The 23,510-nt window shown below is 64.8% G+C and carries 22 protein-coding genes; 14 read left to right on the top strand and 8 right to left on the bottom strand.

The window, feature by feature from the left end:
- Positions 1-46 precede the first annotated feature (46 nt).
- The 7 genes from ACWAT4_RS15905 (at position 47) to ACWAT4_RS15875 (ending at position 8,948) form a co-directional block, all read left to right on the top strand.
- Positions 47-988 (top strand): ABC transporter permease, encoded by a 942-nt coding sequence (locus ACWAT4_RS15905; RefSeq protein ID WP_212301774.1) that lies wholly within the window; start codon positions 47-49, stop codon positions 986-988.
- 20 nt (positions 989-1,008) lie between these two features.
- Entirely contained in the window at positions 1,009-1,896 is an 888-nt protein-coding gene (locus tag ACWAT4_RS15900; protein WP_449730887.1) for an ABC transporter permease, read from the top strand.
- A gap of 14 nt (positions 1,897-1,910) precedes the next feature.
- On the top strand, positions 1,911-3,560 hold the full coding sequence (locus ACWAT4_RS15895; protein WP_449731214.1) for an ABC transporter ATP-binding protein: 1,650 nt from the start codon (positions 1,911-1,913) through the stop codon (positions 3,558-3,560).
- A gap of 302 nt (positions 3,561-3,862) precedes the next feature.
- Positions 3,863-5,368 (top strand): M81 family metallopeptidase, encoded by a 1,506-nt coding sequence (locus ACWAT4_RS15890; RefSeq protein WP_212425205.1) that lies wholly within the window; start codon positions 3,863-3,865, stop codon positions 5,366-5,368.
- Between the two features lie 13 nt (positions 5,369-5,381).
- Positions 5,382-6,545, top strand: a complete 1,164-nt coding sequence (locus ACWAT4_RS15885; RefSeq protein ID WP_449730886.1) for a M20 aminoacylase family protein — start codon at positions 5,382-5,384, stop codon at positions 6,543-6,545.
- A 2-nt stretch (positions 6,546-6,547) separates the two neighbouring features.
- Positions 6,548-7,969 carry an amidase gene (locus ACWAT4_RS15880; protein ID WP_449730885.1) on the top strand — a complete coding sequence of 474 codons (1,422 nt, stop codon included), beginning with the start codon at positions 6,548-6,550 and terminating at the stop codon, positions 7,967-7,969.
- A gap of 88 nt (positions 7,970-8,057) precedes the next feature.
- Positions 8,058-8,948 carry a crotonase/enoyl-CoA hydratase family protein gene (locus ACWAT4_RS15875; RefSeq protein ID WP_449730884.1) on the top strand — a complete coding sequence of 297 codons (891 nt, stop codon included), beginning with the start codon at positions 8,058-8,060 and terminating at the stop codon, positions 8,946-8,948.
- Positions 8,949-9,041: 93 nt separating this feature from the next.
- Here ACWAT4_RS15875 and ACWAT4_RS15870 read toward each other — a convergent pair whose 3' ends face one another.
- From ACWAT4_RS15870 to ACWAT4_RS15860, 3 genes are all read right to left on the bottom strand, one after another.
- Positions 9,042-10,019, bottom strand: coding sequence for an NADPH:quinone oxidoreductase family protein (locus tag ACWAT4_RS15870; protein ID WP_449730883.1), 978 nt, complete (start codon positions 10,017-10,019; stop codon positions 9,042-9,044).
- Positions 10,019-10,627: a 2-hydroxychromene-2-carboxylate isomerase gene (locus tag ACWAT4_RS15865; RefSeq protein WP_449730882.1), complete on the bottom strand. Its 609-nt coding sequence runs from the start codon at positions 10,625-10,627 to the stop codon at positions 10,019-10,021. Before ACWAT4_RS15865 ends, ACWAT4_RS15870 begins: the two co-directional genes overlap by 1 nt.
- A 128-nt stretch (positions 10,628-10,755) precedes the next feature.
- Complete coding sequence (locus ACWAT4_RS15860; protein ID WP_212301782.1) at positions 10,756-11,457, bottom strand: glutathione binding-like protein; 702 nt, start codon at positions 11,455-11,457, stop codon at positions 10,756-10,758.
- Positions 11,458-11,603: 146 nt separating this feature from the next.
- Here ACWAT4_RS15860 and ACWAT4_RS15855 point away from each other — a divergent pair, with 146 nt between their 5' ends.
- The gene (locus tag ACWAT4_RS15855; RefSeq protein ID WP_212425210.1) at positions 11,604-12,626 is read left to right on the top strand and encodes a methionine synthase; all 1,023 of its coding nucleotides are present in this window, start codon (positions 11,604-11,606) and stop codon (positions 12,624-12,626) included.
- A 16-nt stretch (positions 12,627-12,642) separates the two neighbouring features.
- Here ACWAT4_RS15855 and ACWAT4_RS15850 read toward each other — a convergent pair whose 3' ends face one another.
- The 4 genes from ACWAT4_RS15850 to ACWAT4_RS15835 all read right to left on the bottom strand — a co-directional run bounded on the left by ACWAT4_RS15850 (position 12,643) and on the right by ACWAT4_RS15835 (position 15,376).
- Entirely contained in the window at positions 12,643-13,260 is a 618-nt protein-coding gene (locus tag ACWAT4_RS15850; RefSeq protein WP_449730881.1) for a hypothetical protein, read from the bottom strand.
- Positions 13,260-13,928, bottom strand: coding sequence for a class II aldolase/adducin family protein (locus ACWAT4_RS15845; protein WP_449731213.1), 669 nt, complete (start codon positions 13,926-13,928; stop codon positions 13,260-13,262). Before ACWAT4_RS15845 ends, ACWAT4_RS15850 begins: the two co-directional genes overlap by 1 nt.
- Positions 13,929-14,072: 144 nt before the next feature.
- On the bottom strand, positions 14,073-14,600 hold the full coding sequence (gpt, locus tag ACWAT4_RS15840; RefSeq protein ID WP_212301785.1) for a xanthine phosphoribosyltransferase: 528 nt from the start codon (positions 14,598-14,600) through the stop codon (positions 14,073-14,075).
- A 38-nt stretch (positions 14,601-14,638) separates the two neighbouring features.
- Positions 14,639-15,376 (bottom strand): competence/damage-inducible protein A, encoded by a 738-nt coding sequence (locus ACWAT4_RS15835; protein ID WP_212425213.1) that lies wholly within the window; start codon positions 15,374-15,376, stop codon positions 14,639-14,641.
- A 280-nt stretch (positions 15,377-15,656) separates the two neighbouring features.
- Here ACWAT4_RS15835 and ACWAT4_RS15830 point away from each other — a divergent pair, with 280 nt between their 5' ends.
- The 5 genes from ACWAT4_RS15830 to ACWAT4_RS15810 all read left to right on the top strand — a co-directional run bounded on the left by ACWAT4_RS15830 (position 15,657) and on the right by ACWAT4_RS15810 (position 20,682).
- Positions 15,657-17,075 carry a circularly permuted type 2 ATP-grasp protein gene (locus ACWAT4_RS15830; protein WP_212301787.1) on the top strand — a complete coding sequence of 473 codons (1,419 nt, stop codon included), beginning with the start codon at positions 15,657-15,659 and terminating at the stop codon, positions 17,073-17,075.
- Between the two features lie 4 nt (positions 17,076-17,079).
- The gene (locus ACWAT4_RS15825; protein ID WP_212301788.1) at positions 17,080-18,024 is read left to right on the top strand and encodes an alpha-E domain-containing protein; all 945 of its coding nucleotides are present in this window, start codon (positions 17,080-17,082) and stop codon (positions 18,022-18,024) included.
- 151 nt (positions 18,025-18,175) lie between these two features.
- A complete protein-coding gene (locus ACWAT4_RS15820) occupies positions 18,176-19,024 on the top strand; it encodes a transglutaminase family protein (RefSeq protein WP_212301789.1) in 849 nt (282 codons plus the stop codon).
- A gap of 116 nt (positions 19,025-19,140) precedes the next feature.
- Complete coding sequence (locus ACWAT4_RS15815) at positions 19,141-19,899, top strand: proteasome-type protease (protein ID WP_212301790.1); 759 nt, start codon at positions 19,141-19,143, stop codon at positions 19,897-19,899.
- 24 nt (positions 19,900-19,923) lie between these two features.
- Positions 19,924-20,682: an SDR family oxidoreductase gene (locus ACWAT4_RS15810; protein ID WP_212301791.1), complete on the top strand. Its 759-nt coding sequence runs from the start codon at positions 19,924-19,926 to the stop codon at positions 20,680-20,682.
- Positions 20,683-20,829: 147 nt separating this feature from the next.
- On the opposite strand, the gene ACWAT4_RS15805 is transcribed toward ACWAT4_RS15810, so the two are convergent.
- A complete protein-coding gene (locus ACWAT4_RS15805; protein WP_212444353.1) occupies positions 20,830-22,068 on the bottom strand; it encodes an MFS transporter in 1,239 nt (412 codons plus the stop codon).
- A gap of 155 nt (positions 22,069-22,223) precedes the next feature.
- On the opposite strand from ACWAT4_RS15805, the gene ACWAT4_RS15800 reads away from it, so the two are divergent.
- On the top strand, positions 22,224-23,474 hold the full coding sequence (locus ACWAT4_RS15800) for a NupC/NupG family nucleoside CNT transporter (protein WP_212425215.1): 1,251 nt from the start codon (positions 22,224-22,226) through the stop codon (positions 23,472-23,474).
- Positions 23,475-23,510 lie beyond the last annotated feature (36 nt).

The raw sequence follows: 23,510 nt of genomic DNA, 5'->3' as shown, positions 1-23,510 counted from the left end.
GCCATGACCGTTGCCGCCGATTTGACTCTCATCTGACGGATCCAACTTGCTCGGATATCTCCTTCGCCGAATCTTCGCCGCCGTGCCCGTGATGGGTGTCGTCGCACTGTTCGTGTTCCTGTTGTTGCGGCTGACGCCCGGCGATCCCGCCGCGATCCTCGCCGGCGACAATGCCACGCCGGAACGGCTGGAGCGCATCCGCACCTCGCTCGGCCTCAACGAGCCCTTGATCGTGCAGTTCATCACCTGGGTGAACAAGTTGCTGCATGGTGATCTCGGAACGTCCCTGATCTCCAACCTGCCGGTCATCAAGATGATCGGCCAGCGTGTCGAGCCGTCGATCTCGATCGCGCTGTCGACCATCATCCTCGCCGTCGTCGTCGCCGTGCCGCTCGGCGTCATCGCGGCCTGGAAGCACGGCACCTGGATCGACCGGTTCGTGATGGGCCTGTCCGTCCTCGGCTTCTCGGTGCCGGTGTTCGTGGTCGGCTATGTCCTGATCGAGGTCTTTGCGATCGACCTGCGCTGGGTGCCGGTGCAGGGCTTCAAGAGTATCTCGGCCGGCTTCGGGCCGTTCTTCGAGCGCATCATCCTGCCGACCTGCGCGCTTTCCTTCATCTACATCGCGCTGATCGCACGCATGACGCGCGCAGCCATGCTCGACGTGCTCGGCGAGGACTACGTGCGGACGGCGCGCGCCAAGGGCATCACCGAGGTCGCCGTGATGATGCGGCACGCGCTGCGCAACGCCGCCGTGCCCGTGATCACGGTGATCGGCACCGGCTTTGCGCTCTTGATCTCCGGCGTCGTCGTCACCGAGAGCGTGTTCAACATCCCCGGCATCGGCCGTCTCACGGTCGATGCCGTGCTGGCCCGCGACTATCCGGTCATCCAGGCGATGATCCTGCTGACCTCGCTGATTTACGTCGTCGTCAATCTCCTGATCGACGTCGCCTACACGCTGCTCGATCCCCGGATCCGGTACTAGGGCCAAGGACAAGAACAACCATGACGGTCGATAGCCTTCCCCAGTCCTCGATTCCGATCACGTCGCCGCTGCGGCCGCGCCTCGGATTCCTCACCTCGACGCCGATCATCGCGGCGGCCACGATCCTGCTCGCGCTGATCGTGGTGATCTCGATCCTGGCGCCGCTGATCGCGCCGCACGACCCGATCCAGCTTGCGCCCTCGCAGCGCCTCAAGCCCGCCTCCGCGCAGTTCCTGCTCGGCACCGACGCCTACGGCCGCGATCTCTTGTCGCGCGTCATCTATGGCGGCCGCATCTCGCTTCTGATCGGCATCGGCTCGGCGATCCTGTCGATCGCCATCGGGCTCGTGATCGGTCTCGTCTCCGGCTTCTTCAAGCTGGTCGATTCCATCCTGATGCGCGTCATGGACGGCCTGATGGCGATGCCGAGCATCTTGCTTGCGATCGCCGTGGTCTCGCTCTCGGGCGCCAGCATCTGGACCGTGCTTGTTGCCATCACGATCCCCGAAATTCCGCGCGTCGCACGCCTGGTGCGCTCGGTCGTGCTGTCGGCGCGTGAAGAGCCCTATGTCGAAGCGGCGATCTCGGTCGGCTCCTCGCTGCCGAAGATCATGTGGTGGCACCTGATGCCGAACACGATCGCGCCGCTGATCGTCCAGGGCACCTATGTCTGCGCCTCCGCGATCCTCACCGAGGCCATCCTCTCCTTCCTCGGCGCCGGCATCTCGCCGGAGACGCCGACCTGGGGCAACATCATGGCCGAGGGCCGCCAGTATTTTCAGCTCAAGCCGACGCTGATCTTCTGGCCCGGCCTTTTGCTCTCAATCGCCATTCTCAGCATCAACCTGATCGGCGACGCCGCCCGCGACGCACTCGATCCCCGCATGAAGCAGCGGGAGGGGAAGTGATGACCGATCAAGCGATGACCACCCCCGTCCTCGACATCAACAACCTCGTCGTCTCCGTCGGCAAGAAGCCGGGCGGACCGAAGATCATCGACGGCATCTCGATCCAGGTGCACGAGCGCGAGACGCTGTGTCTCGTCGGCGAAAGCGGTTCGGGCAAGTCGGTGACCTCGCTCACCACGATGGGCCTGCTGCCGAAGGGTACCCTGGTTCCAACGGGCGGCAGCGTGAAGCTCGTCGGCGAGGAGATCCTCACCGCGACCGATCGTCGCCTGCGCCAGTTGCGCGCCACGAAAATGGCGATGATCTTCCAGGAGCCGATGACCGCGCTCAATCCGGTGGTCCCGGTCGGCCGCCAGATCGACGAGGTGCTGCGCGCCCATACCGATCTCGATGCGAAAGCGCGCAAGAGGCGCATTCTCGACATGATGGAGCAGGTCCGTCTGCCCCAGGTCGAGCGCATCTTCGCCTCCTACCCTCATCGTCTCTCCGGCGGCCAGCGCCAGCGCATCATGATCGCGATGGCGCTGGTGCTGGAGCCGAAGCTGCTGATTGCCGACGAGCCGACCACCGCGCTCGACGTCACCACGCAGAAGCAGATCCTGACCCTGATCCGCGACCTCCAGCGCGATCACGGCATGGCCGTGCTGTTCATCACCCACGACATGGGCGTGGTCGCGGAGATCGCCGACCGCGTCGCGGTGATGCGGCAGGGGCGCTTGGTCGAGACCGGTCCGCTCGAAACCGTGCTGCGCAATCCGACTATGGAATACACCCGCAATTTGCTCGCCTCGGTGCCGAGCCTGGTGCCGCGACCGCCGCGCGAGGAGAGCCGCGAGCCGGTCGTGCTTGAGGCCAACGAGCTCAGCAAGGTCTACAAGGAGCGCGCCTTCTTCGGCAAAGGCCGCGAGGTCGTTGCCGCCGACAAGGTGACGCTGACGCTGCGCAAGGGCCGCACGCTCGGCATCGTCGGCGAAAGCGGCTCGGGCAAGTCGACGGTGGCGCGCTGCATCGTGCGCCTGATCGATCCGACCTCCGGCGGCGTGCGCCTGTCCGGCCGCGAGATCTCCGACATCTCGCGCCGCCTGCTCCAGCCGCACCGCCAGAAGATCCAGATCGTGTTTCAGGATCCCTACCGCTCGCTCAACCCGCGCGTCAGCGTCGGTGAAAGCATCGCGGAAGGTCCGATCAATTACGGCGTCTCGCATGCCGATGCGATGAAGCGGGCCCGCGAGCTGCTCGAGCTGGTCGGCCTGCCGGCCGATGCCGTGTCGCGCTATCCGCACCAGTTCTCCGGCGGCCAGCGCCAGCGCATCGCCATTGCGCGCGCGCTCGCGCTCGATCCGGACGTCCTGGTCGCGGATGAAGCGGTCTCCGCGCTCGACGTCTCCGTGCAGGCGCAGGTGCTGGACCTGCTCGACGAGATCCAGAAGCGGCTCGGCATCGCCATCCTGTTCATCACCCACGATCTGCGCGTCGCGGCGCAGATCTGCGATGAGGTCGTGGTGATGCAGCACGGCCGCGTCGTCGAACAGGGCCCGGCCGCGGAGGTGCTGACGCATCCGCAGGAGGCCTACACCAAGGCGCTGCTGGATGCAGCACCGGGACGCAACTGGGACTTTGCGAATTTCCGACCGGTGTCGGAGGGCGTGGCGGCGAGCGCCTAGCTGTATCCCCAATGTCGTCCTGGCGAAAGCCAGGACCCATTACCCCAAGGAGACGTTTGGCGAAGACTGGTCGTTCGGGACTCGCACCAGACGCAATCGATAGACCTCGCGGTATGGGTCCTGGCTTTCGCCAGGACGACACCGAGGTTGTGGCGAGTGTTGACGCTCACAACACCACCCACCGCATCCGCAGCATTCCCAAAACAGCTTGACCCTATGCATGGCGCGATTGCTTCCCAGCTTGCTCTCCTCACAAAGCCAAGGCTAACGTCGCGCACTTTCAATCGGCTGGACTGAACTGAATGACACGTATCGCCGTCGGCGGCTTCCTGCATGAGACCAACACCTTCGCCCCGACGAAGGCGACATTCGCGGACTTCCAGCACGGCGGCGGCTGGCCGGCGATGACTGTCGGTGCAGACGTGCTGAAGGTGATGCGGCGCATCAATGTCGGGCTCGCCGGTTTCGTCGACAGCGCCGAAACCAGTGGCTGGGAACTCGTTCCGACCATTGCCTGCGGTGCAAGCCCGTCCGCGCATGTCACCAAAGATGCCTTCGAGCGCATCGTGAAGGTGATGGTCGACGGCATCGCAGCTGCCGGCCCGATCGACGCCGTCTATCTCGACCTCCACGGCGCCATGGTCACCGAGCATCTCGACGACGGCGAAGGCGAGATCCTGGCGCGCGTGCGCCGCGTCATCGGCAAGGATGTTCCGCTGGTCGCGAGCCTCGACCTGCACGCCAACGTCACGCCCGCCATGATGGAACATGCGGATGCACTGATCGCCTACCGCACCTATCCGCATGTGGACATGGCCGACACTGGCCGCGCCGCGGCAAAGCACCTTGCTTTGCTCCTGAAGACGAAGCAGCGCTTTGCAAAGTCGTTTCGCCAATTGCCGTTCCTGATCGCGATCAGCTGGCAGTGCACCAATGACTTCCCCACCAAGGGCATCTACGAAAAGCTCGCCGCACTCGAGAGCGATGCGGTTCCGACACTGTCCTTTGCGCCGGGCTTCCCCGCCGCCGATTTCCGCGATTGCGGACCGAGCGTATTCGCCTATGGCAAGACGCAGGACGACGCCGACCGCGCCGCGGATGCGATCGTCAAGCTGATCGAAAGCCACGAGGACGATTTCGACGGCAAGATCTGGTCGCCCGACGACGGCGTGCGCCACGCCATGGAACTCTCCAAGAGCGCGAACAAGCCGATCATCATCGCCGACACCCAGGACAATCCCGGCGCCGGCGGCGATTCCGACACGACCGGCATGCTGCGCGCGCTGGTGCGCAACAAGGCGAGCGCCGCAACCGGCGCGATCTACGATCCGGAATCCGCCAGAGCTGCGCATGCGGCCGGCATCGGTGCCACCGTGACGCTCTCGCTCGGCGGCAAGTCCGGCATTCCCGGCGACGAGCCCCTCACCGAGACCTTCGTCGTGGAACAGCTCTCGGACGGCCGTTTCATCGCGCCCGGTCCCTATTACGGTGGCCGCGAGATGGAGATGGGCCCCTCCGCGGCCTTGCGCATCGGCGACGTCCGCGTCGTCGTCTCCTCGCACAAGGCCCAGCTCGCGGACCAGGCGATGTATCGCTATGTCGGCATCGAGCCGACGACGGAAAAAATTCTGGTCAACAAGAGCTCGGTGCATTTCCGCGCCGACTTCGAGCCGATCGCGGAAAAGCTGATGATCTGTGCCGCGCCCGGCGCGATGCCGGCCGACACCGCCTCGCTGCCCTGGACGCGGCTGCGTCCGGGCATCCGCATCAAGCCGAACGGCCCCGTCTTCAATCCTCCTTCACGCTAACCGGACAGGACATATGCCCACCATTGACCGCATCGACGGCTACGCCGACGAACTCACCGCCATTCGCCGCGACCTCCACGCCCATCCAGAGATCGGCTTCGAGGAAGTCCGCACCTCCGGCATCGTCGCCGACAAGCTGAAGAGCTGGGGAATCGAGGTGCATCGCGGTCTCGGCGGCACCGGCGTGATCGGCGTCATCAAGGGCAAGGGTTCGAGCAGCAAGCGCATTGGGCTCCGCGCCGACATGGACGCGCTGCCCATGGAAGAGAACACCAATCTGAAATGGAGCTCGAAAATCCCCGGCCGCTTCCACGGCTGCGGCCATGACGGCCACACCACCATGCTGCTCGGCACCGCGCGCTACCTCGCCGAGACCAGGAATTTTGACGGCACCGTGCACCTGATCTTCCAGCCGGCCGAGGAAGGCCTCGGCGGCGCCCGCGCCATGATCAAGGACGGCCTGTTCGAGAAATTTCCGTGCGACGAACTCTACGGCCTGCACAACGCGCCCGACCTCAACCACGGCGAGATCGCGATCCTGCCCGGCCCGGCGATGGCCGGCGCCGACTTCTTCGACCTCCGCATCACCGGCTACGGTGCGCATGGCGCGATGCCCGAGCGCTCCAAGGACGCGGTCGTGATCGCGACCACGCTGGCGCAGGCGATCCAGACCATCGTCAGCCGCAACGTCGAGCCGCTGCAGGCCGCCGTGGTGTCGATCACGCAGATTCACGCCGGTTCCGCCTACAACGTGATCCCCGGCGACGCGCATCTCTGCGGCACCATCCGCACCTTCTCGAAGGAAGTCCGCGTCCTGATCGCCGAACGCATCCGCACGATCTGCGCCGGCATTGCAGCCGCGTATCAGTGCACGATCGAAGCCGACATCCGCGACACCTTCGGCGTGCTGGTCAACCAGGTCGAGCAGTCCAAGGTGGTCGAGGAGGTCGCGCGCACGATCGTCGACCCCGCCAACGTGATCACCCGCACCCAGCCGAAGATGGGCAGCGAGGATTTCGCCGACATGCTGGAGACCATTCCCGGCGCCTATTTCTGGGTCGGCCACGACGGCTCGGTGCCCGTGCACAATCCCGGCTTCGTGCTCGACGACAAGATTCTGCCGGTCGGCGCGAGCATGTTCGCCCGCATCATCGAAACGCGGATGCCGGTGGGTTAGCAATGCACAAGAAGAGCGTCGAGGAGACGGTCACCTCGCTGCACGATCTGTCCGCGGTCGATCTGATCGCGGGCTATCGGGCCAAACAGTTCTCGCCAAGCGAGGTGCTGGAGGACGTGCTTGCGCACGTCGCTGCGTGGGAACCGCACCTGAAGGCGCTCTATGCATTCGATCCCGACGGCGCGCGCGAGGTCGCGGAGGCCTCGACCGCGCGCTGGTCCGGCGGCGAGCCATCCGGCGCGCTCGACGGCGTGCCTGTCACGGTGAAGGACAACATCGCGACCAAGGGCGTGCCGGTGCCGCTGGGGGCTGCCAGCGTCAAGCTCGTCCCCGCCGAGAAGGACGCACCGCCTGCGGCGCGGCTGCGTGAGGCCGGCGCCGTCATCTTCGCCAAGACCACCATGCCCGATTATGGCATGTTGTCCTCGGGGCTTTCCTCTTTCCACGCGCTTGCGCGCAATCCCTGGGACCTCTCCAAGAATCCCGGCGGCTCCAGTGCGGGCGCTGGCGCGGCAGCCGCGGCCGGCTACGGTCCCTTGCATCTCGGCACGGATATCGGGGGCTCGGTCCGCCTGCCGGCCGCCTGGTGTGGCCTCGTCGGATTGAAGCCGAGCTTTGGCCGCGTGCCGATTGATCCCGCCTATGTCGGCCGCGTTGCCGGCCCGATGACCCGCACCGTCGATGATTGCGCACTGATGATGAGCGTGATCGCGAAGCCCGACCGGCGCGACGGCATGAGCCTGCCTGCCGAGCCGCTCAACTGGAAGGGATTGGAAAAGTCCCCGCGCAAACTGCGCATCGGGCTGATGCTCGATGCCGGCGTCGGCCTGCCGGCGGAGAGGCCGGTCCGCGAGGTCGCGGTGAAGGCCGCAAAGGCGTTCGAATCCGCCGGCAGCGTCGTCACCGAAATCGACGGCATCCTCACGCGCGAGATGCTCGACGGCCTCGACAATTTCTGGCGCGCGCGGATGTGGGACGATCTGTCGAAACTGACGCCGGCCGAACAGGCAAAGGTGCTGCCTTACATTTTCAAATGGGGCGCGTCGGGCGCGAAGCTGTCCGGCGTCGAGGTGATCCGCGGCTTCAACCAGACCATGGCAATCCGCGCGGCTGCGTCAAAGCTGTTCTGCGACCTCGACTACGTCATCTCGCCGACCGCACCGAACGTGAACTATGCGGCGGAATGGGCCTCGCCGACCAACGATCCGATGAGGCCGTTCGAACACATCTGCTATACCGTGCCATGGAATATGTCGGAGAATCCCGCCGTCTCCATTAATGGCGGCTTCGATGCCGCGGGATTTCCGATCGGTGTCCAGATCGTCGGCCGCCGCTTTGACGACATCGGCGTGCTCGGCCTGGCCAAAGCGTTCGAGGGCCTGCGTGGTGCGCAGAAGCCCTGGCCGAAGCCGCCGGCGAAGTAAAACTCTTTCGTCATTCCGGGGCGTCGCGAAGCGCGAGCCCGGAATGACGTGCTACAGAGAGAGCAACAAATAGCGGAAGGAAACCTCCATGGCGTATGAGACGATCAAGTACGAGGTCGCCGAGCAGATCCTCACCATCACGCTGAACCGGCCCGACAAGCTCAACGCCTTCAACGCGCAGATGCAAGGAGAGCTGATCGACGCGTTCGATGCCGCCGACAAGGACGACAATGTCCGCGCGATCATCGTCACCGGCGCCGGCCGCGGCTTTTGCGCGGGCGCGGACCTCTCCTCCGGTGCAGATACCTTCGATCGCGACGCGCGGCGTGGGCCGGTGAAACGTCTTGCTGATGGCAAGGTCGACTACAGCGATCCGCAGGTCCGCGATGGCGGCGGCCAGGTCACCTTGCGCATCTTCAAGTGCCTCAAGCCTGTCATCGCCGCGGTGAACGGCCCTGCGGTCGGCATCGGCGTCACCATGCAGCTCGCGATGGACATCCGTATCGCCTCCGACGCTGCGCGCTTCGGCTTCGTGTTCTCCCAGCGCGGCATCGTGCCGGAGGCGGCTTCGAGCTGGTTCCTGCCGCGCATCGTCGGCATCTCGCAGGCGCTGGAATGGTGCTATTCCGGCCGCGTCTTCCCGGCGCAGGAGGCCCTCGCCGGCCGCCTCGTCAGCACGGTCGTCGCGCCCGACGATCTCTTGCCGACCGCTCGCGCGCTTGCCAGGGAGTTCGCCGCCAAAACCGCACCCGTGTCAGTGGCACTCATCCGCCAGATGATGTGGCGCATGATGGGCGCCGACGATCCCATGGAAGCCCACAAGGTCGACAGCCGCGGCATCTATACCCGTGGCCGCTCCGAAGACGTCAAGGAAGGCGTGGTGTCGTTCCTGGAGAAACGGCCGGCGCAGTTCAAGAACAAGGTGTCGAGCGACATGCCGGACTATTTCCCGTGGTGGACCGAGCGGGAATATAGGTAGTTCATCGTCATTCCGGGGCTCGCGAAGCGAGAACCCGGAATCTCGAGATTCCGGGTTCGCCCTTCGGGCGCCCCGGAATGACGGTGGTGAGGATCACTCCATCACCAGCGCCACCCGCCCGATCGCCTTGCGGTCGAGCAACAGCCGCATCGCCTTGGCGCAGTCTTCCAGCGGCAGGCGGTGCGAGATGTTCGGGCGCAGCTTGCCCTGCTCCGCCCATTGCAGCAGCGCCTTCAGGCGGACCTCGCCCAGCGCAGGATTCTTTCGCACGGCCTCGCCTGCGCGGACGCCGAGCACGCTGGCGCCCTTGATCAACAAGAGATTGGTCTTCGCCGAGCCGATGCCGCCGGTGAACCCAATCACCAGCAGCCTTGCCCCCCAAGCGATACAGCGCATCGAATTCTCAAACACCTCGCCGCCGACGGGATCGAACACGACGTCGGCGCCGCGGCCGTCAGTGATGCGCTTGACGGCGTCGCGGAACGGCTCGCGGTCGTAGCGCACGAGATGATCGGCACCGCGAGACTTCGCAATCGCAAGCTTCGCGTCGCTGGACGCGGTTGCGATCACGGTGGCGCCCAGCAACTTGCCGATCTCTACCGCCGCAAGGCCGACGCCGCCGCCGGCGCCATGCACCAGCAGCACCTCGCCCTGTTCGACCCGGCCGCGGTCAATCAGCGCATGATAGGCGGTGCCGTGGCCGGCGAGATAAGTCGCGGCCTCCGCATAGTCGAAGGTGGACGGCATCGGCGTAAGCTGCGACGGCGTGACGACGGCCTCGTCAGTAAAGGCCCCGTGGCGCATCTTGACGATGACCTTGTCGCCGACTACGACGCCGCCCGTCTCCGCACCCACCTCGGTCACGTCACCGGCAGCTTCCATGCCGGGCGTAAACGGCAACTCCGGCTTGAGCTGATATTCGCCGGCCGCCATCAGCACATCAGGGAAGTTCAAGCCAGCAGCGCGGATCGCGACCCTCACCTCGCCGGGCTCCAAGGCGCGCGACGGAAACTCTTCCAGCCGCAACGTTTCTGGCGCACCGAGCGCACGACAGACGACCGCGCGCACCATCAGGCCGCGCTCGCCTTGCTGCGCTTGAGCGCTTCGCGGATCAGCGGCAGGCGGTCATTGCCGAAGTACATGTCGGTCTTGCCCACGAAGATCGTCGGCGAGCCGAAGCCGCCGCGCGCGACGACCTCCTCCGTGTTGGCCTTGAGCTGATCCTTGATGCTCTGCTCGGAAATGCCGGCAAAGAACTTCTGCTCGTCAACCCCAACCTTCCTGCAGATCTCGGCCAGCACCGTGTCCTGCGAGATGTCCTTGTCGTCGCCCCAATAGGCCTCGAACAATGCGGTCGCGAACGGCACCATCTCCTGTCCCAACCGGATGCAGCCGCGCATCGCCTTCACGCTGTTCACCGGAAACACCGTCGGCGGCATCTTGATCGCAAGGCCGGCCGAGCGCGCCCAATCCTGCAAATCCTTCTTCATGTAGCGCGCCTTCAGCGGCACCGGCTTTTCGCGCTGCGCGTAGACGCTGGGGTTCACGGTGTTGAAGATGCCGCCGACCAGGATCGGTCGCCAGGTGATGTCGGCGCCAAGTTCCTTGGCCAGCGGCTGAATGTTGTGAAAGGCGAGATAGGTCCAGGGGCTGGAACAGTCGAAGAAGAATTCGATCATGGGGTTTTCCTTGTTTGTTGGTCATTCCGGGATGCGCCGCAGGCGCAGGCCCGGAATCCATTTCGCCACCGACGCTGCGGTCCGATGGATTCCGGGCTCGCGACTTCGTCGCGCCCCGGAATGACAGCTTACTTCCTTCCCAGCACTTCCTTAGCCCTCTGGCCGAACATCATCTTGCGTGATTCCTCGTCGAACGGCTCTTTCACGAATTTGCCGATCGCAAGCCCGGCCTGCACCTGTGGCCGGGCGCGCACCTCGGCGTACCAGCGCTTCACATGCGGATAGTCGTCGAGCGTAAAGCCCTGCGCCTTGTGGGTCATGGTCCAGGGGAAGCAGGCGATGTCGGCGATGGAATAGTCGCCGGCTACGTAAGCGCCGGTCTTGGCGAGCTGCCGATCCAGCACACCATAGAGCCGCGCCGCCTCGTCGCGGTAGCGCTCGATTGCGTAAGGAATCTTCTCCGCTGCGTAGAGCGCGAAATGGCCGTGCTGACCGAGCATCGGTCCGAGCCCTGCCATCTGCCACATCACCCACTGGATCGTGGTGGAGCGGCCGCGCAAGTCAATGGGGAGAAAGCGGCCGGTTTTCTCCGCCAGATAGATCAGGATCGCACCGGTCTCGAACACCGGAAACGGTGCGCCGCCGTCGGCGGGTTCGTGATCGACGATCGCGGGAATCCGGTTGTTGGGCGAGATCGCCAGAAACTCAGGGGCGAACTGCTGGCCGGCGCGGATGTTGACGGGCTTCACGGTGTAGGGAAGCCCGAGCTCCTCCAGCATGATCGAGATTTTCCAGCCGTTCGGCGTCGGCGCATAATGGAGATCGATCACGATCTTTCCTCGGGCCTTTCCGTTGGCCCTTCCTATGGGCCTTCCCTGTCGTCGCCGCTGGAATAGTGAGCGACTTTGGTTGTTCTGTACCTCGACGTTAAGACATGGCAGACAGAGGCGCAATCACAACCCGCCGGGAGGGACCCATGCTGTTTCCAACGACGATCGCCGGCTCCTTGCCCAAGCCCGAATGGCTCGCCGAGCCCAACATGCTCTGGGCTCCCTGGAAGTCGCAAGGCGACGAGCTTCTCCACGCCAAGCGCGACGCGACGCTGATCTGGCTGAAGATCCAGGAAGACGCCGGCATCGACATCCTCACCGAGGGCGAGCAGGCCCGCCAGCATTTCGTGCACGGTTTTCTGGAGAAGATCGAGGGCATCGATTTCGCCCACAAGGTCGAGATGGGCATCCGCAAGGACCGTTACAAGGCGATGGTGCCGCAGGTGGTCGCGCCGCTCCGGCTGAAGGGCCGCGTCCATGCCTTTGAGGCGCAAGCGGCGCGTACGCATACGAAGAAGAAGCTGAAATTCACCCTGCCCGGCCCGATGACCATCATCGACACCATCGCCGACCGCTACTATGGCGACCGCGTCAAGATGGCCTTCGCCTTCGCCGAGTTGCTCAACGAGGAAGCCAAGGCGTTGCAGGCAGACGGCATCGATCTCGTCCAGTTCGACGAGCCCGCCTTCAACGTCTACATGGACGAAGTCAACGACTGGGGCATCAAGGCGCTGGAGCGCGCTGCGCAAGGGCTGACCTGCGCCACCGCCGTGCACATCTGCTACGGCTACGGCATCAAGGCCAACACCGACTGGAAGGAGACGTTAGGCAGCCAGTGGCGGCAGTACGAGCAGATCTTTCCGGCGATCGACGCGAGCCCGATACGGCAGGTCGCGATCGAATGCCGCAATTCGAAGGTTCCGCTCGATCTGCTCGCGCTGCTCAAGACCAAGATCGTGCAAGCCGGCGTGATCGACGTCGCCAGCGACACGGTCGAGACCGCCGAGGACGTCGTCAAGGTGATCGATGCGGTGTCGAAATTCGTACCCAAGAGCAACATCATCGCCACCACCAATTGCGGCATGGCGCCGATGCGGCGCGAGATCGCCGAAGCCAAGCTGATGGCGCTCGGTGCCGGCGCCGCGCTGGCGCGCGAGAAGCTGGGGTGATGGCCGTGATCCGGCGCTAGGACTGCGCGGTCGGATGCAGCACAGGCCGATAGCCGGCCTGCAGTGTGCGGAGTGTCGAGGGCGGCGTGAGCAGCATTACGTCGCCGGCGAGCTGCTCCGCCGCGGTGTATCCCGCCGGCGACCACAGCAGCGCCCTGCCGTGGGTCACCAGAAAGCTGTCCTCGCCCTGCTGCACCATGGCGCCCTCGGGCAACTGGTCGAGCGGCGCCGGCAGCGCGTGCAGCCGCTTCTTGCCGTGGTCGAGCCGCTCGTGGTGCAGCACCGTGTCGATGTCGTGCATGCGCACGTCGTGAACGCGGTTGCCCTTCTCCCATGCAGCGCGGAAACGATTGGCATCGTCGCGGCGGCAGTAGAAGCAGGGGCGATGTCCGGCGGCGAGCGCGGTGGCCTCATCCAGGAAGAACAACTCGGTCCAGCTTCGCTGCGCCATCACCTCGCGGCGACGGCCGCGGAATTCGCAGGTGCAGGTGAGCCAGGCCGGCGATGACCAGCGCTTTTTCAGCAGCGTCTTCGTCGCGGGATCATGGATGATACCGCGATTGCCGGTGAACATGCCCCGATGCGGGGTGACGATGATCTCGCCGGTCGGCGTGACGCGGTTTTGCAGCGGCATTATTTTGGCGGCGTTGCGCTGACGCGCATCTTCCAGAGGTTCCAGACGCGATCGAGCACCTGGACGTTGACCGCATCGGCCTTCGTCGCTTCAGCCGGGGTCAGATAATTCACCTCGCCGCCGAGTGCCAGCGCCTGCGACTGAAGCCGCGCATCGACGTCGGTGTAGTAGGCGCGGAACACCGCGAGCTTCACGGAGGGGCCGACCGTCGCATCACCATGACCGCGCATCAGCACCACCGATTTGTCGCCAAGCGCGAGCGCGAGGCCCCTGCCGATCACAGCGTTGCGCACCAGCATATCGGTCTCGCCGAACTCCTTGCGGATATCCCAGACCGGCGCCCCCGCGCCAAGAAACGCAGCGTTGTGGAAGACGGGTCGCAAGCTCACCTGGCTGATCGTGAACGGAATCACGCCGGGCGAGTGCGTATGCACCACCGCCATGACGTCCGGCCGCGCCTTGTAGATTTCGCTGTGGATGAAGCGCTCGAGGAAGATGGTGCGGCCCCTGGCATCGATCGCATTGCCGTCGAGATCGAACTCCATGACGTCATCCGCGGTGACCAGCGCCGGCGCCAGCGAACGCGACATCAGAAAATGATTGGGATTGTTGGGATCACGCGCGCTGACATGGCCGAATGCATCGACCACGCCGAATTCGGCTAGCACACGGCTGCCGACCACGATGTCGTCGATGACAGACGCACGATCCTGGCTTCGCGCCTCGGCCGTCAGGACCATCGCCGCGAGCGCGACGATGAAGCCACAAAGTGCCGATCGCGCGCGTCCAGCCATGGCCATCAGCCTCTGTGCTTATGCCGCGCCGTCGCGCAGCGGCGGGTGGTAGGACAGCGCGGTGTCCCAGGGGAAGAAGATCCAGGTGTCCTGCGAGACTTCCGTGATGAAGGTATCGACCAGCGGGCGCCCCTTCGGCTTGGCGTAGACGGTGGCGAAATGCGCGTCCGGCAGCATCTCGCGGACCAGCTTGCCGGTCTTGCCGGTGTCGACGAGGTCGTCGACGATCAAGAGCCCTTTGCCGGTGCCGCCACCGAGCTTCATCGCCTGTTCTGAAATACCCTTGAGGACCTGAAGCTCGCCCTGCTTGTCATGGTCGTAGCTGGCGATGCAGACCGTATCGATCACGCGCACGCCCAGCTCGCGCGCCACGATCGCGGCCGGCACCAGGCCTCCGCGGGTGATCGCGATGACGGCGTGAAACGGACCGACCTCGTTGAGCCGCCAGGTCAGCGCCCGGCAATCCCGATGGAACTGGTCCCACGACACCGGAAAGGGCCGACCCGCCCGTTCCTGCGCGTTCAGTTCCGGTGCTTCACCAGCCATCGTCGTCTCCTGCATTCGTCTGCCGGCGGCATCATCTGCTACCGAGTGATGTTCAATCCCGCCAGCATTTCCTTCACCGCCGCCATCGCGGATGCGAGCTTGTCCGCATCGCGCGAGCGCACCACCAGATTGGTGTTGGGTTTCGAGTCCTCGTCCATGAAGGGATAGCTGCCGATGATGGTGTCGGGGTGGGCGGCAGCGATCGCGCGCAAGGGGCTGCCGATGTCGCCTTCCCGCGCATTGGCGCGGACCGATTCGGACAGCATGCGCACGCCGGATTTCAGCTTGGGCGAGACGATGTCCATCATCGCCTGCATGATCGAGGGCACGCCGGCCATGACGATGACATTGCCGATCTTGAAGCCGGGGGCGAGGATGGTCGCGCTCTGGATCAGCTCGGCGCCGTCGGGGATGCGGGCCATGCGCAGACGCGCCTCGTTGAGGTCCTGCTCGCTCCAGCGCTCGCGAAAGCGGGCGACCACTTCGGGGTGATGGTCGATGCCGACACCAAACGCCTTGGCGACGCTGTCGGCGGTGATGTCGTCGTGGGTCGGCCCGATGCCGCCGGTGGTGAAGACATAGGTGTAGCGTTGCCGCAGTGCATTCAACGCGGCGATGATGTCGTCCTCGTCGTCGGAGACGACCCGGACTTCCTTCAGGTCGATGCCGATATTGGTCAGGTATTCGGCGATGAAGCCAATATTCTTGTCCTTGGTCCGGCCGGACAGAATTTCATCCCCGATGACCAGAATGCCCGCCGTGACGATATCGCTCATAACTTAAGTCCCTCACCTCTGGTCCCGACTTTGCCGAGGTAACGCGTTGAAGTCACGCGGTTTTGCTGCCGAAATAAGCAGTCCTCAGCCATTTTTTCAGGCACCTTGCCGGCCATAGCAGGCAAATGCCCTCTCTCCATGCTTATCGCGCTGGCCCGCCCCTTGCTACCTCCTCAGAGTCATGCACTCTTGCCGCATGGCCACAGGACGTTGCGGTCTGCACCAGGACCTCTGCGGCCTGACCGTTGGCGCAACGCCTGGGAGAGACAAGTCGGGATCTATGGCAGTCGCGTTTGATGAAATGAATATTCCGGGTGGGGACCTTCGCCCCGCCTATCAGGAGCTGGCACGCTGGCTCAAGGAGACGCCTCCCGAGGCGCTCGAATATCGCCGCCAGGAAGCCGAGCTCCTGTTCCGCCGCATCGGCATCACCTTCGCGGTCTATGGGGACTCCGAATCCACCGAGCGCCTGATCCCGTTCGACGTGATCCCGCGGATCATGTCCGGCAAGGAATGGGCGGTGCTGGAAAAGGGACTGAAGCAGCGCGTGAAGGCGCTGAACATGTTCCTGCGCGACATCTATCACGGCCGCGACATTCTCCGCGCCGAGATTGTGCCCGACGATCTGATCTTCCAGAATCCGGTGTTCCGGCCCGAGATGAACGGCCAGCAGGTGCCGCACGACGTCTACGTGCACATCGCCGGCATCGACATCGTCCGGGTCGACGCCGAGGACTTCATCGTGCTGGAGGACAATGCGCGCACGCCCTCGGGCGTCTCGTACATGCTGGAAAACCGCGAGATCATGATGCGGCTGTTTCCGGATCTGTTCGCGCGCCACAGGGTGGCACCGGTTGAGCGCTATCCGGACGAGTTGCTCTCTGCCTTGCGCTCTGTCGCGCCGCATAGCGCTTCGGGCGAGCCGACGGTCGCCCTGCTCACGCCGGGCGTCTACAATTCGGCCTATTACGAGCACTCCTTCCTCGCCGACAAGCTCGGCATCGAGCTCGTCGAAGGGCGCGACCTCATCGTCAAGAACAACGAAGTGTTCATGCGCACGACCGAGGGCGTAAAACGGGTCGACGTGATCTACCGCCGCGTCGACGACGATTTCCTCGATCCTCTCACCTTCCGTCCCGACTCTGCGCTCGGCGTGCCCGGGCTGATGTCGGCCTACGCGGCCGGCAACATCACGCTCGCCAACGCGGTCGGCACCGGCATCGCCGACGACAAGGCAATCTACTCCTACATGCCGGACATCGTGAAATTCTACCTCGGCGAGGAGCCGATCCTGAAGAACGTGCCGACCTGGCGCTGTCGCGAGCCGAAGGATCTGGCTTATGTGCTGGATAATCTCGGCGAGCTCGTCGTCAAGGAAGTGCATGGCTCCGGCGGCTACGGCATGCTGATCGGCCCCGCCGCCACCAAAGCGACGATCGAAGCCTTCCGCGAAAAGCTCAAGCGCGAGCCGGAAGGGTTCATCGCGCAGCCGACGCTGGCGCTCTCGACCTGCCCGACCTGCACGGCCTCCGGCCTCGCGCCGCGCCATGTCGATCTGCGGCCCTTCGTGCTGACCGGCAGCAAGAGCACGACGATCGTGCCCGGCGGGCTCACCCGCGTCGCATTGAAGGAAGGCTCTCTGGTGGTGAATTCGAGCCAGGGCGGCGGGACCAAAGACACCTGGATTTTGGACGAGTAGAGAGATGCTGTCGCGCACCGCCGAAAACCTCTACTGGCTCGCCCGCTACGTCGAACGGGCCGAATATCTCGCACGCACCATCGATGCGACGTTGCGCGTCACCGCGCTTCCCGCCGCCTATATCGGCAAGACCAACGAATGGGACTCCGCGCTGCTGACCGCCGGCGTCGCGGAAAGCTTCTATCGGACCCACGAGGAAGCCAACGAGCACAACGTCGTCGACTACCTCTCGTTCTCGGCCGACAATCCGTCCTCGATCAAGAACTGCATCGAGGCGGCGCGGCTGAACTCGCGCTCGGTGCGGACCGCGCTGACCAGCGAGATGTGGGACACCATCAATTCGGCCTGGATCGAGCTTCAGGCCGTGTGGAGCAAGGGCACCTCGACCCGCGAGGACCTCGCAAAATTCCTGCGCTTCGTGCAGGAGACCTCGCTGCGCTTCGACGGCTCAGCCTACCGGACCATGCTGCGCAACGATGCCTATTGGTTCTCGCGCCTCGGCCTGCATCTGGAGCGCGCCGACAACACGGCACGCATTCTCGACGTGAAGTATCACGTGCTGCTGCCCGAGGAGGAGCACGTCGGCGGCCCGCTCGACTTCTATCAATGGAGCTCGATCCTGCGCTCGGTGTCGGCGCTGACGGCCTATCACTGGGTCTACCGCGAGACGCTGAAGCCTTGGCTGGTCGCGGATCTGCTCATCCTCAACGGCACGCTGCCGCGCTCGCTGGCGAGCTGCTACGACAATCTCGTCCGGAACCTCGACCAGATCGGCGTCGCCTATGGCCGCCAGGGCCCGGCCCAACGCCACGCCCGTGGCATTCGCAACCGGCTGGAACACAGCAATATGAACGACATTTTCCAGCATGGCGTGCATGAATTCATTCAGGAGTTCATCGCCGACAATTCCAGGCTGGGCGAAATCATCACGAAGCAGTATTTGATCTGACCCACGCTGTCGTTCGGGGGCGCACAACAGGCGAACCCCAATTCGCAATTGCGAATTGTGGAACCTCGAGATTCTCAGGTGCGCAATTGCGCACCAGAGTTCGGCTCTTCGAGCCGCCCCGGAATGACGACGTAAAACACAACGGTCCACCATGCGCCTGCGAATCCTGCACACCACGACCTATCGCTACGAGCCGCAGGCCACGAGCGTGATCCAGATCCTGCGCATGACGCCGTGCAGCCATGACGGACAATACGTGGCGGAATGGCAGATCGACGTGTCGACCGACACCAAGCTCGACATGCACGAAGATGCGTTCGGCAACGTGACCCATGTGCTGTCCTGCGGCCCTGTCAGCGACATCAAGATCACCGCCGAGGGGCTGATCGAGACCCACGATACCGGCGGCGTGCTGCGCGGCGCCGACGAGCGTTTTCCGGCCGGCATGTTCCTGCGCCCCACCGACCTCACCTCCGTGAACCCGGCGATGTCAGCGGTCGCGCGGCAGCTGCGCAACGAGGCCGAGAGCGATACGCTCGGCTTCCTGCACACGCTGATGTCGCAAATCAGCGACCACATGACCTTCGACGAGGATCCCACCAATAGCGGCACCTCGGCAGCCGAAGCGTTCACGCTCAAGCGCGGCGTCTGTCAGGACTACGCGCATATCTTCATCGCCTGCGCCCGCGCCGGGGGCGTGCCGGCGCGCTTCGTCTCCGGCCAGTTTTTGCGCTCCGACGGCACCGTTCATCAGGATGCCGGGCATGCCTGGGCGGAAGCCTTTGTCCCCGATCTCGGCTGGGTCGGCTTCGATCCCGCCAACTCCATCTGCACCACCGACGCCCATGTCCGCGTTGCGATCGGGCTCGATTATCTCGGCGCGGCTCCCGTGCGCGGCACCCGCTATGGCGGCGGCGCGGAGACGCTGACGGTCGCGGTCCAGGTCGAGCAGGCCGGCCGCGGCGGGCAGTCGCAATCGCAGTCGCAGCGGCAGAGCTGAACGGCGCCCGCGTTCCTTCCCCTTCCTTATCGTAAGGCTCTCCACCGCCAATCGGGGGTTGGAGCGGCCTCCGAAATTGGCTAGTAATTCCGCGCAAACGCGTTCGGGGACTGGAAATGACCTATTGTTGCGGAATCCTGGTTCGGGACGGTCTGGTGATGATCGCCGACACCCGCACCAATGCCGGCCTCGACAATGTCTCGACCTTCCGCAAGCTGCACATCTTCTCCAAACCCGGCGACCGCATCATGGCGATCGCCAGCGCGGGCAATCTCGCCATCAGCCAGTCGGTGCTGTCGACGCTAACCGAGGGCCTGGAAGACCCCAACACGGGTGAGGTCGAGACGCTGATGAACGCGCCGACCATGTTCCAGGCCGCCCAGCGCATCGGCCGGGCCATCCGCGCCGTGCATGCGACCGAAGGCCCGGCGCTGAAGTCCGAGGACGTGTCCTTCGACGTCTCCTTCCTGTTCGGCGGCCAGATCAAGGGCGCGCGGATGCGCCTGTTCATGGTCTACACCGCCGGCAATTTCATCGAGTGCACGACCGATACGCCGTACCTGCAGATCGGCGAGCACAAATACGGCAAGCCGGTGCTCGACCGCGCCATGCATTATGATGTCGAGCTCTACGAGGCGCTGAAGACCGGCCTGATCTCGATGGACTCGACGATGCGCTCCAACCTCGGCGTCGGCCTGCCGATCGACGTGCTGGTGGTGCGTAGCGATGCCTGCGATGCCGATCTCAACCACCGCATCGAGGCGGGCGAGCCCTATTTCCACGACCTGCGCTCGCGCTGGTCGGCGGCCTTGCGCGCCGCGCATCAGAACATTCCGCGGCCGCCCTACAAGAACGAAAAAGAACCCAAAACCTGACAACTGAAGAAAAGGCAGGAAACGATGAGTGAAGCGAAAAAGATCGCATTGGTGACGGGCGCCGGCACCGGAGTCGGGCGCGCCGCCGCACTGGCGCTGATGAACACCGGCTTCACCGTGGTGCTGGTCGGGCGCCGGATGGAGATGCTCGAGGAGACCGCAAAGCTCGGGCCCGCGGGCAAGAGCCTGTGCGTCACCGCCGACATGACCAAGCCGGACTCCATTGCGGCGCTGTTCGACAAGGTGAAGGCGACCTATGGCCGCCTCGACGTGCTCTTCAACAATGCCGGCATGGGCGCGCCCGCCGTCAACTTCGAGGACCTCAGCCTCGAGCAGTGGCAGGCCGTGGTGAACACCAACCTCACCGGCCCGTTCCTCTGCACCCAGCATGCCTTCCGTATCATGAAGGACCAAAGCCCGCGCGGCGGCCGCATCATCAACAACGGCTCGATCTCGGCACACGCGCCGCGGCCGTTCTCGGCGGCCTACACCTCGACCAAGCACGCCATCACGGGCCTGACCAAGGCTAGCAACCTCGACGGCCGCATGTACGACATCGCGGTTGGACAGGTCGATATCGGCAATGCCGCGACCCCGATGACCGACCGCATGGTCAACGGCCCCGGCGTGCTGCAACCCGACGGCACCACCAAGCACGAGCCGCGCATGGATGCAAAGGCCGTCGGCGATGCCGTCGCCTACATGGCCGGCCTGCCGCTCGACGCCAACGTGCTGACCATGACGGTGATGGCGACCAAGATGCCGTTCGTGGGTCGGGGCTGAACTCAAAACTGCGAAAACAACCCCATGCACAGTAGGCGTCGAGAGGCGCCTGCTGCTGCCAGGGTGCGGAGACTCCCCTCACCCGGAATCCGGGCTACGCGCGCATTCCGACCTCTCCCCGCAAGCGGGGCGAGGTGAAGAAGCCCCCTACTCCAGGCTCTCCACCTGGCGCAGGCTGGGGAACAGCTTCATCCACAATAGCGCCACCGCAACCGTGCAGACGCCGCCGAGCACGGCGGCGGGCATGGCGCCGAACAGGGCGGCCGTCAGGCCGCTTTCGAACTGGCCGAGCTGGTTCGAGGCGTTGATGAAGAGGAAGTTCACCGCGCCGACGCGGCCGCGCATCTCGTCGGGCGTCGAGAGCTGCACCAGCGAGAAGCGGATCACGACACTGATCGTGTCGGCTGCGCCGAGAACGGCGAGCGACAGCACCGACAGCCACATCCAGGACGACAGCGCGAACACGATCGTGGCGATTCCGAACACGATCACCGCCTGGAACATGCGCAAACCCACATGACGCGTGATGGCGTGACGCGCCAGCACCATGGTCATCAGCAGTGCGCCGACCGCCGGCGCCGCGCGCAGCACGCCGAGCCCGACCGGGCCGGCCTGGAGGATGTCGCGGGCATAGATCGGCAATAGTGCGGTGACGCCGCCGAACAGCACCGCGAACAGGTCGAGCGAGATGGTGCCGAGGATCGCCGGATTGCTGCGGATGAAACGGACACCGGCAAAGATGTTGTCCGCGTCGTCCATGTCCTTGGCGACCGCCTGCGGGCGCGGCTGGATGAATCCGGTCAGGATCATCCCAAGAATCCAGAACAGCAGCATGACGGCATAGGCGAGATGTGGCGCGATCGCGTAGGCAAAGCCGCCGAGCGCAGGCCCGGTGATGGTCGCGACCTGGCCTGCGCCGCTCGCAACCGCTGTCGCGCGCTGCAGCGAGCCTTGCGGCGCGATCAGCGGCAGCAGCGCCGCGGTGGTCGGGCTCTCGAAGGCGCCGGCAATGCCGAGCACGAAGGTCGCCACGAAAATCTGCACCTCGCTGACCAGGCCGAGATAGGTGATGACGGCGAGATAGAGCGCGGTCGCGGCTTCCACGAGCTGGCAGAGCTGGACCACGCGCTTGCGCTCGTAGCGGTCGGCGGCGTGGCCGGCGACGAAGACGAGCAGCGCGGTGGGCGCAAATTGCACCAGCCCGACCATGCCGAGGTCGAAGGCCGAGCCCGTGAGGTCGTAGATCTGCCAGCCAATCGCCACCGCCGCGATCTGGCTGGAGAAGCGCGACAGGCTGCGCGAAAGCAGGAAGAACAGGAAGGCGCGATGGCGGAGAAGCTCACCGGCGCTGGCCGGCGGACTGACGGATACTGGCTCTTCTGGCATCGCCTGTTCGGTCACGCTCGGAAAATAGGCCCCTGTCGATCCGACCCGCGTGGCCGACGCAGGCGAGCTTGTCAACAGCACGGCCACCAGCAACATTCTCGGCATTGCGTTTGCAACGCACGCGCGGCCATAATCATTGGGGGATTGGGGACATCATGCTACGGCTGCAATCGACACTCGGCGTTTTCGCATTGCTGCTGATCGCCTTCGCGCTGGCGGAGAATCGCCGCGCAGTCTCGTTGCGCCAGGCGCTGGTCGGCCTCGTTGTCACCTTCGCCACTGCGATCGTGCTCCTGAAGGTGCCGATCGTGGCCCACGCTTTCGGCGCCATCAACGACGCGGTCGGCGCCATCTCGGCGGCCTCGCGCGCCGGCTCGTCCTTCGTGTTCGGCTATGTCGGCGGCGGCCCCCTGCCCTTCGACCTGAAGGCGCCCGGCGCGGATTTCATCCTGGCGTTCCAGGCGCTGCCGATCGTGCTGGTCATGAGCGTGCTGACGACGCTGCTGTTCTATTGGCGCGTGCTGCCGCCGATCGTGCGGGGCATGGCCTGGCTGCTCGAACGCACGCTCGGGGTCGGCGGCGCGGTCGGGCTCTCGACCGCCGCCAACATCTTCCTCGGCATGGTCGAGGCACCGCTGTTCGTACGGCCGTACCTGACGCAGATGAGCCGCAGCGAATTGTTTCTGGTGATGACCGGCGGCATGGCCGGCATCGCCGGCACGGTGCTGGTGCTCTATGCGACGCTGCTGGCGCCCCTCATTCCTGACGCAGCCGCGCATTTCGTCATCGCCTCGGTGCTGGGCGCACCGGCCGCGATCCTCGTCAGCCTGATCATGATCCCTGAAACCTCCGACAAGCGCACCGGCGGCTCGCTGGAGGACCCCGAGATGGCAGTCTCCGGCACGATGGATGCGATCGTGAAAGGTACGAGCGCGGGCATCGAGCTGCTGATCAACATCGTCGCCATGCTCTTGGTGCTGGTGGCGCTGGTCTATCTCGTCAATGCGATCCTCGGCTTGCTGCCCAATTTCGGCGGCGCCGCGATCTCGCTGCAGCGCGTGCTCGGTCTCCTGATGGCGCCGGTGTGCTGGCTGATGGGACTGCCGTGGGATCAGGCGGTGACCGCCGGCGGCCTGATGGGCACCAAGACCGTGCTCAACGAGCTGATCGCCTATGTCGACTTCTCGAAGCTCCCGCCCGATACGCTCGATCCGCGCTCGCGCCTCATCATGCTCTACGCGATGTGCGGCTTCGCCAATTTCGCCAGCCTCGGCATCATGATCGGCGGCTTAGGGGTGATGGCGCCGGAGCGGCGCGACGAGATCAATGCGCTGGGGCTGAAGTCGATCGTGTCGGGGACGCTGACGACGTGTCTGATGGGCGCGATCGTGGGGGTGTTGACGTAAGCACTCTCTGCTCGTCGTTCCGCGGCGCGCACAGCG

This window comes from Bradyrhizobium sp. T-1 (genome assembly GCF_053592855.1).
The sequence above is the reverse complement of the archived record's forward strand: the minus strand, read 5'-3'. Positions and strand labels throughout refer to the sequence as shown.

Bases quoted from the DNA above. Each gene is read 5' to 3' on its own strand.
- ACWAT4_RS15835 (WP_212425213.1), bottom strand. From the start codon at position 15,376: ATGAGCGATATCGTCACGGCGGGCATTCTGGTCATCGGGGATGAAATT.
- ACWAT4_RS15895 (WP_449731214.1), top strand. From the start codon at position 1,911: ATGACCACCCCCGTCCTCGACATCAACAACCTCGTCGTCTCCGTCGGC.
- ACWAT4_RS15815 (WP_212301790.1), top strand. From the start codon at position 19,141: ATGACCTATTGTTGCGGAATCCTGGTTCGGGACGGTCTGGTGATGATC.
- ACWAT4_RS15850 (WP_449730881.1), bottom strand. From the start codon at position 13,260: ATGCCGCTGCAAAACCGCGTCACGCCGACCGGCGAGATCATCGTCACC.
- ACWAT4_RS15875 (WP_449730884.1), top strand. From the start codon at position 8,058: ATGGCGTATGAGACGATCAAGTACGAGGTCGCCGAGCAGATCCTCACC.
- ACWAT4_RS15900 (WP_449730887.1), top strand. From the start codon at position 1,009: ATGACGGTCGATAGCCTTCCCCAGTCCTCGATTCCGATCACGTCGCCG.
- ACWAT4_RS15830 (WP_212301787.1), top strand. From the start codon at position 15,657: ATGGCAGTCGCGTTTGATGAAATGAATATTCCGGGTGGGGACCTTCGC.
- ACWAT4_RS15865 (WP_449730882.1), bottom strand. From the start codon at position 10,627: ATGATCGAATTCTTCTTCGACTGTTCCAGCCCCTGGACCTATCTCGCC.
- ACWAT4_RS15885 (WP_449730886.1), top strand. From the start codon at position 5,382: ATGCCCACCATTGACCGCATCGACGGCTACGCCGACGAACTCACCGCC.
- ACWAT4_RS15890 (WP_212425205.1), top strand. From the start codon at position 3,863: ATGACACGTATCGCCGTCGGCGGCTTCCTGCATGAGACCAACACCTTC.
- ACWAT4_RS15855 (WP_212425210.1), top strand. From the start codon at position 11,604: ATGCTGTTTCCAACGACGATCGCCGGCTCCTTGCCCAAGCCCGAATGG.
- gpt (WP_212301785.1), bottom strand. From the start codon at position 14,600: ATGGCTGGTGAAGCACCGGAACTGAACGCGCAGGAACGGGCGGGTCGG.
- ACWAT4_RS15880 (WP_449730885.1), top strand. From the start codon at position 6,548: ATGCACAAGAAGAGCGTCGAGGAGACGGTCACCTCGCTGCACGATCTG.
- ACWAT4_RS15800 (WP_212425215.1), top strand. From the start codon at position 22,224: ATGCTACGGCTGCAATCGACACTCGGCGTTTTCGCATTGCTGCTGATC.
- ACWAT4_RS15825 (WP_212301788.1), top strand. From the start codon at position 17,080: ATGCTGTCGCGCACCGCCGAAAACCTCTACTGGCTCGCCCGCTACGTC.
- ACWAT4_RS15810 (WP_212301791.1), top strand. From the start codon at position 19,924: ATGAGTGAAGCGAAAAAGATCGCATTGGTGACGGGCGCCGGCACCGGA.
- ACWAT4_RS15820 (WP_212301789.1), top strand. From the start codon at position 18,176: ATGCGCCTGCGAATCCTGCACACCACGACCTATCGCTACGAGCCGCAG.
- ACWAT4_RS15870 (WP_449730883.1), bottom strand. From the start codon at position 10,019: ATGGTGCGCGCGGTCGTCTGTCGTGCGCTCGGTGCGCCAGAAACGTTG.
- ACWAT4_RS15805 (WP_212444353.1), bottom strand. From the start codon at position 22,068: ATGCCAGAAGAGCCAGTATCCGTCAGTCCGCCGGCCAGCGCCGGTGAG.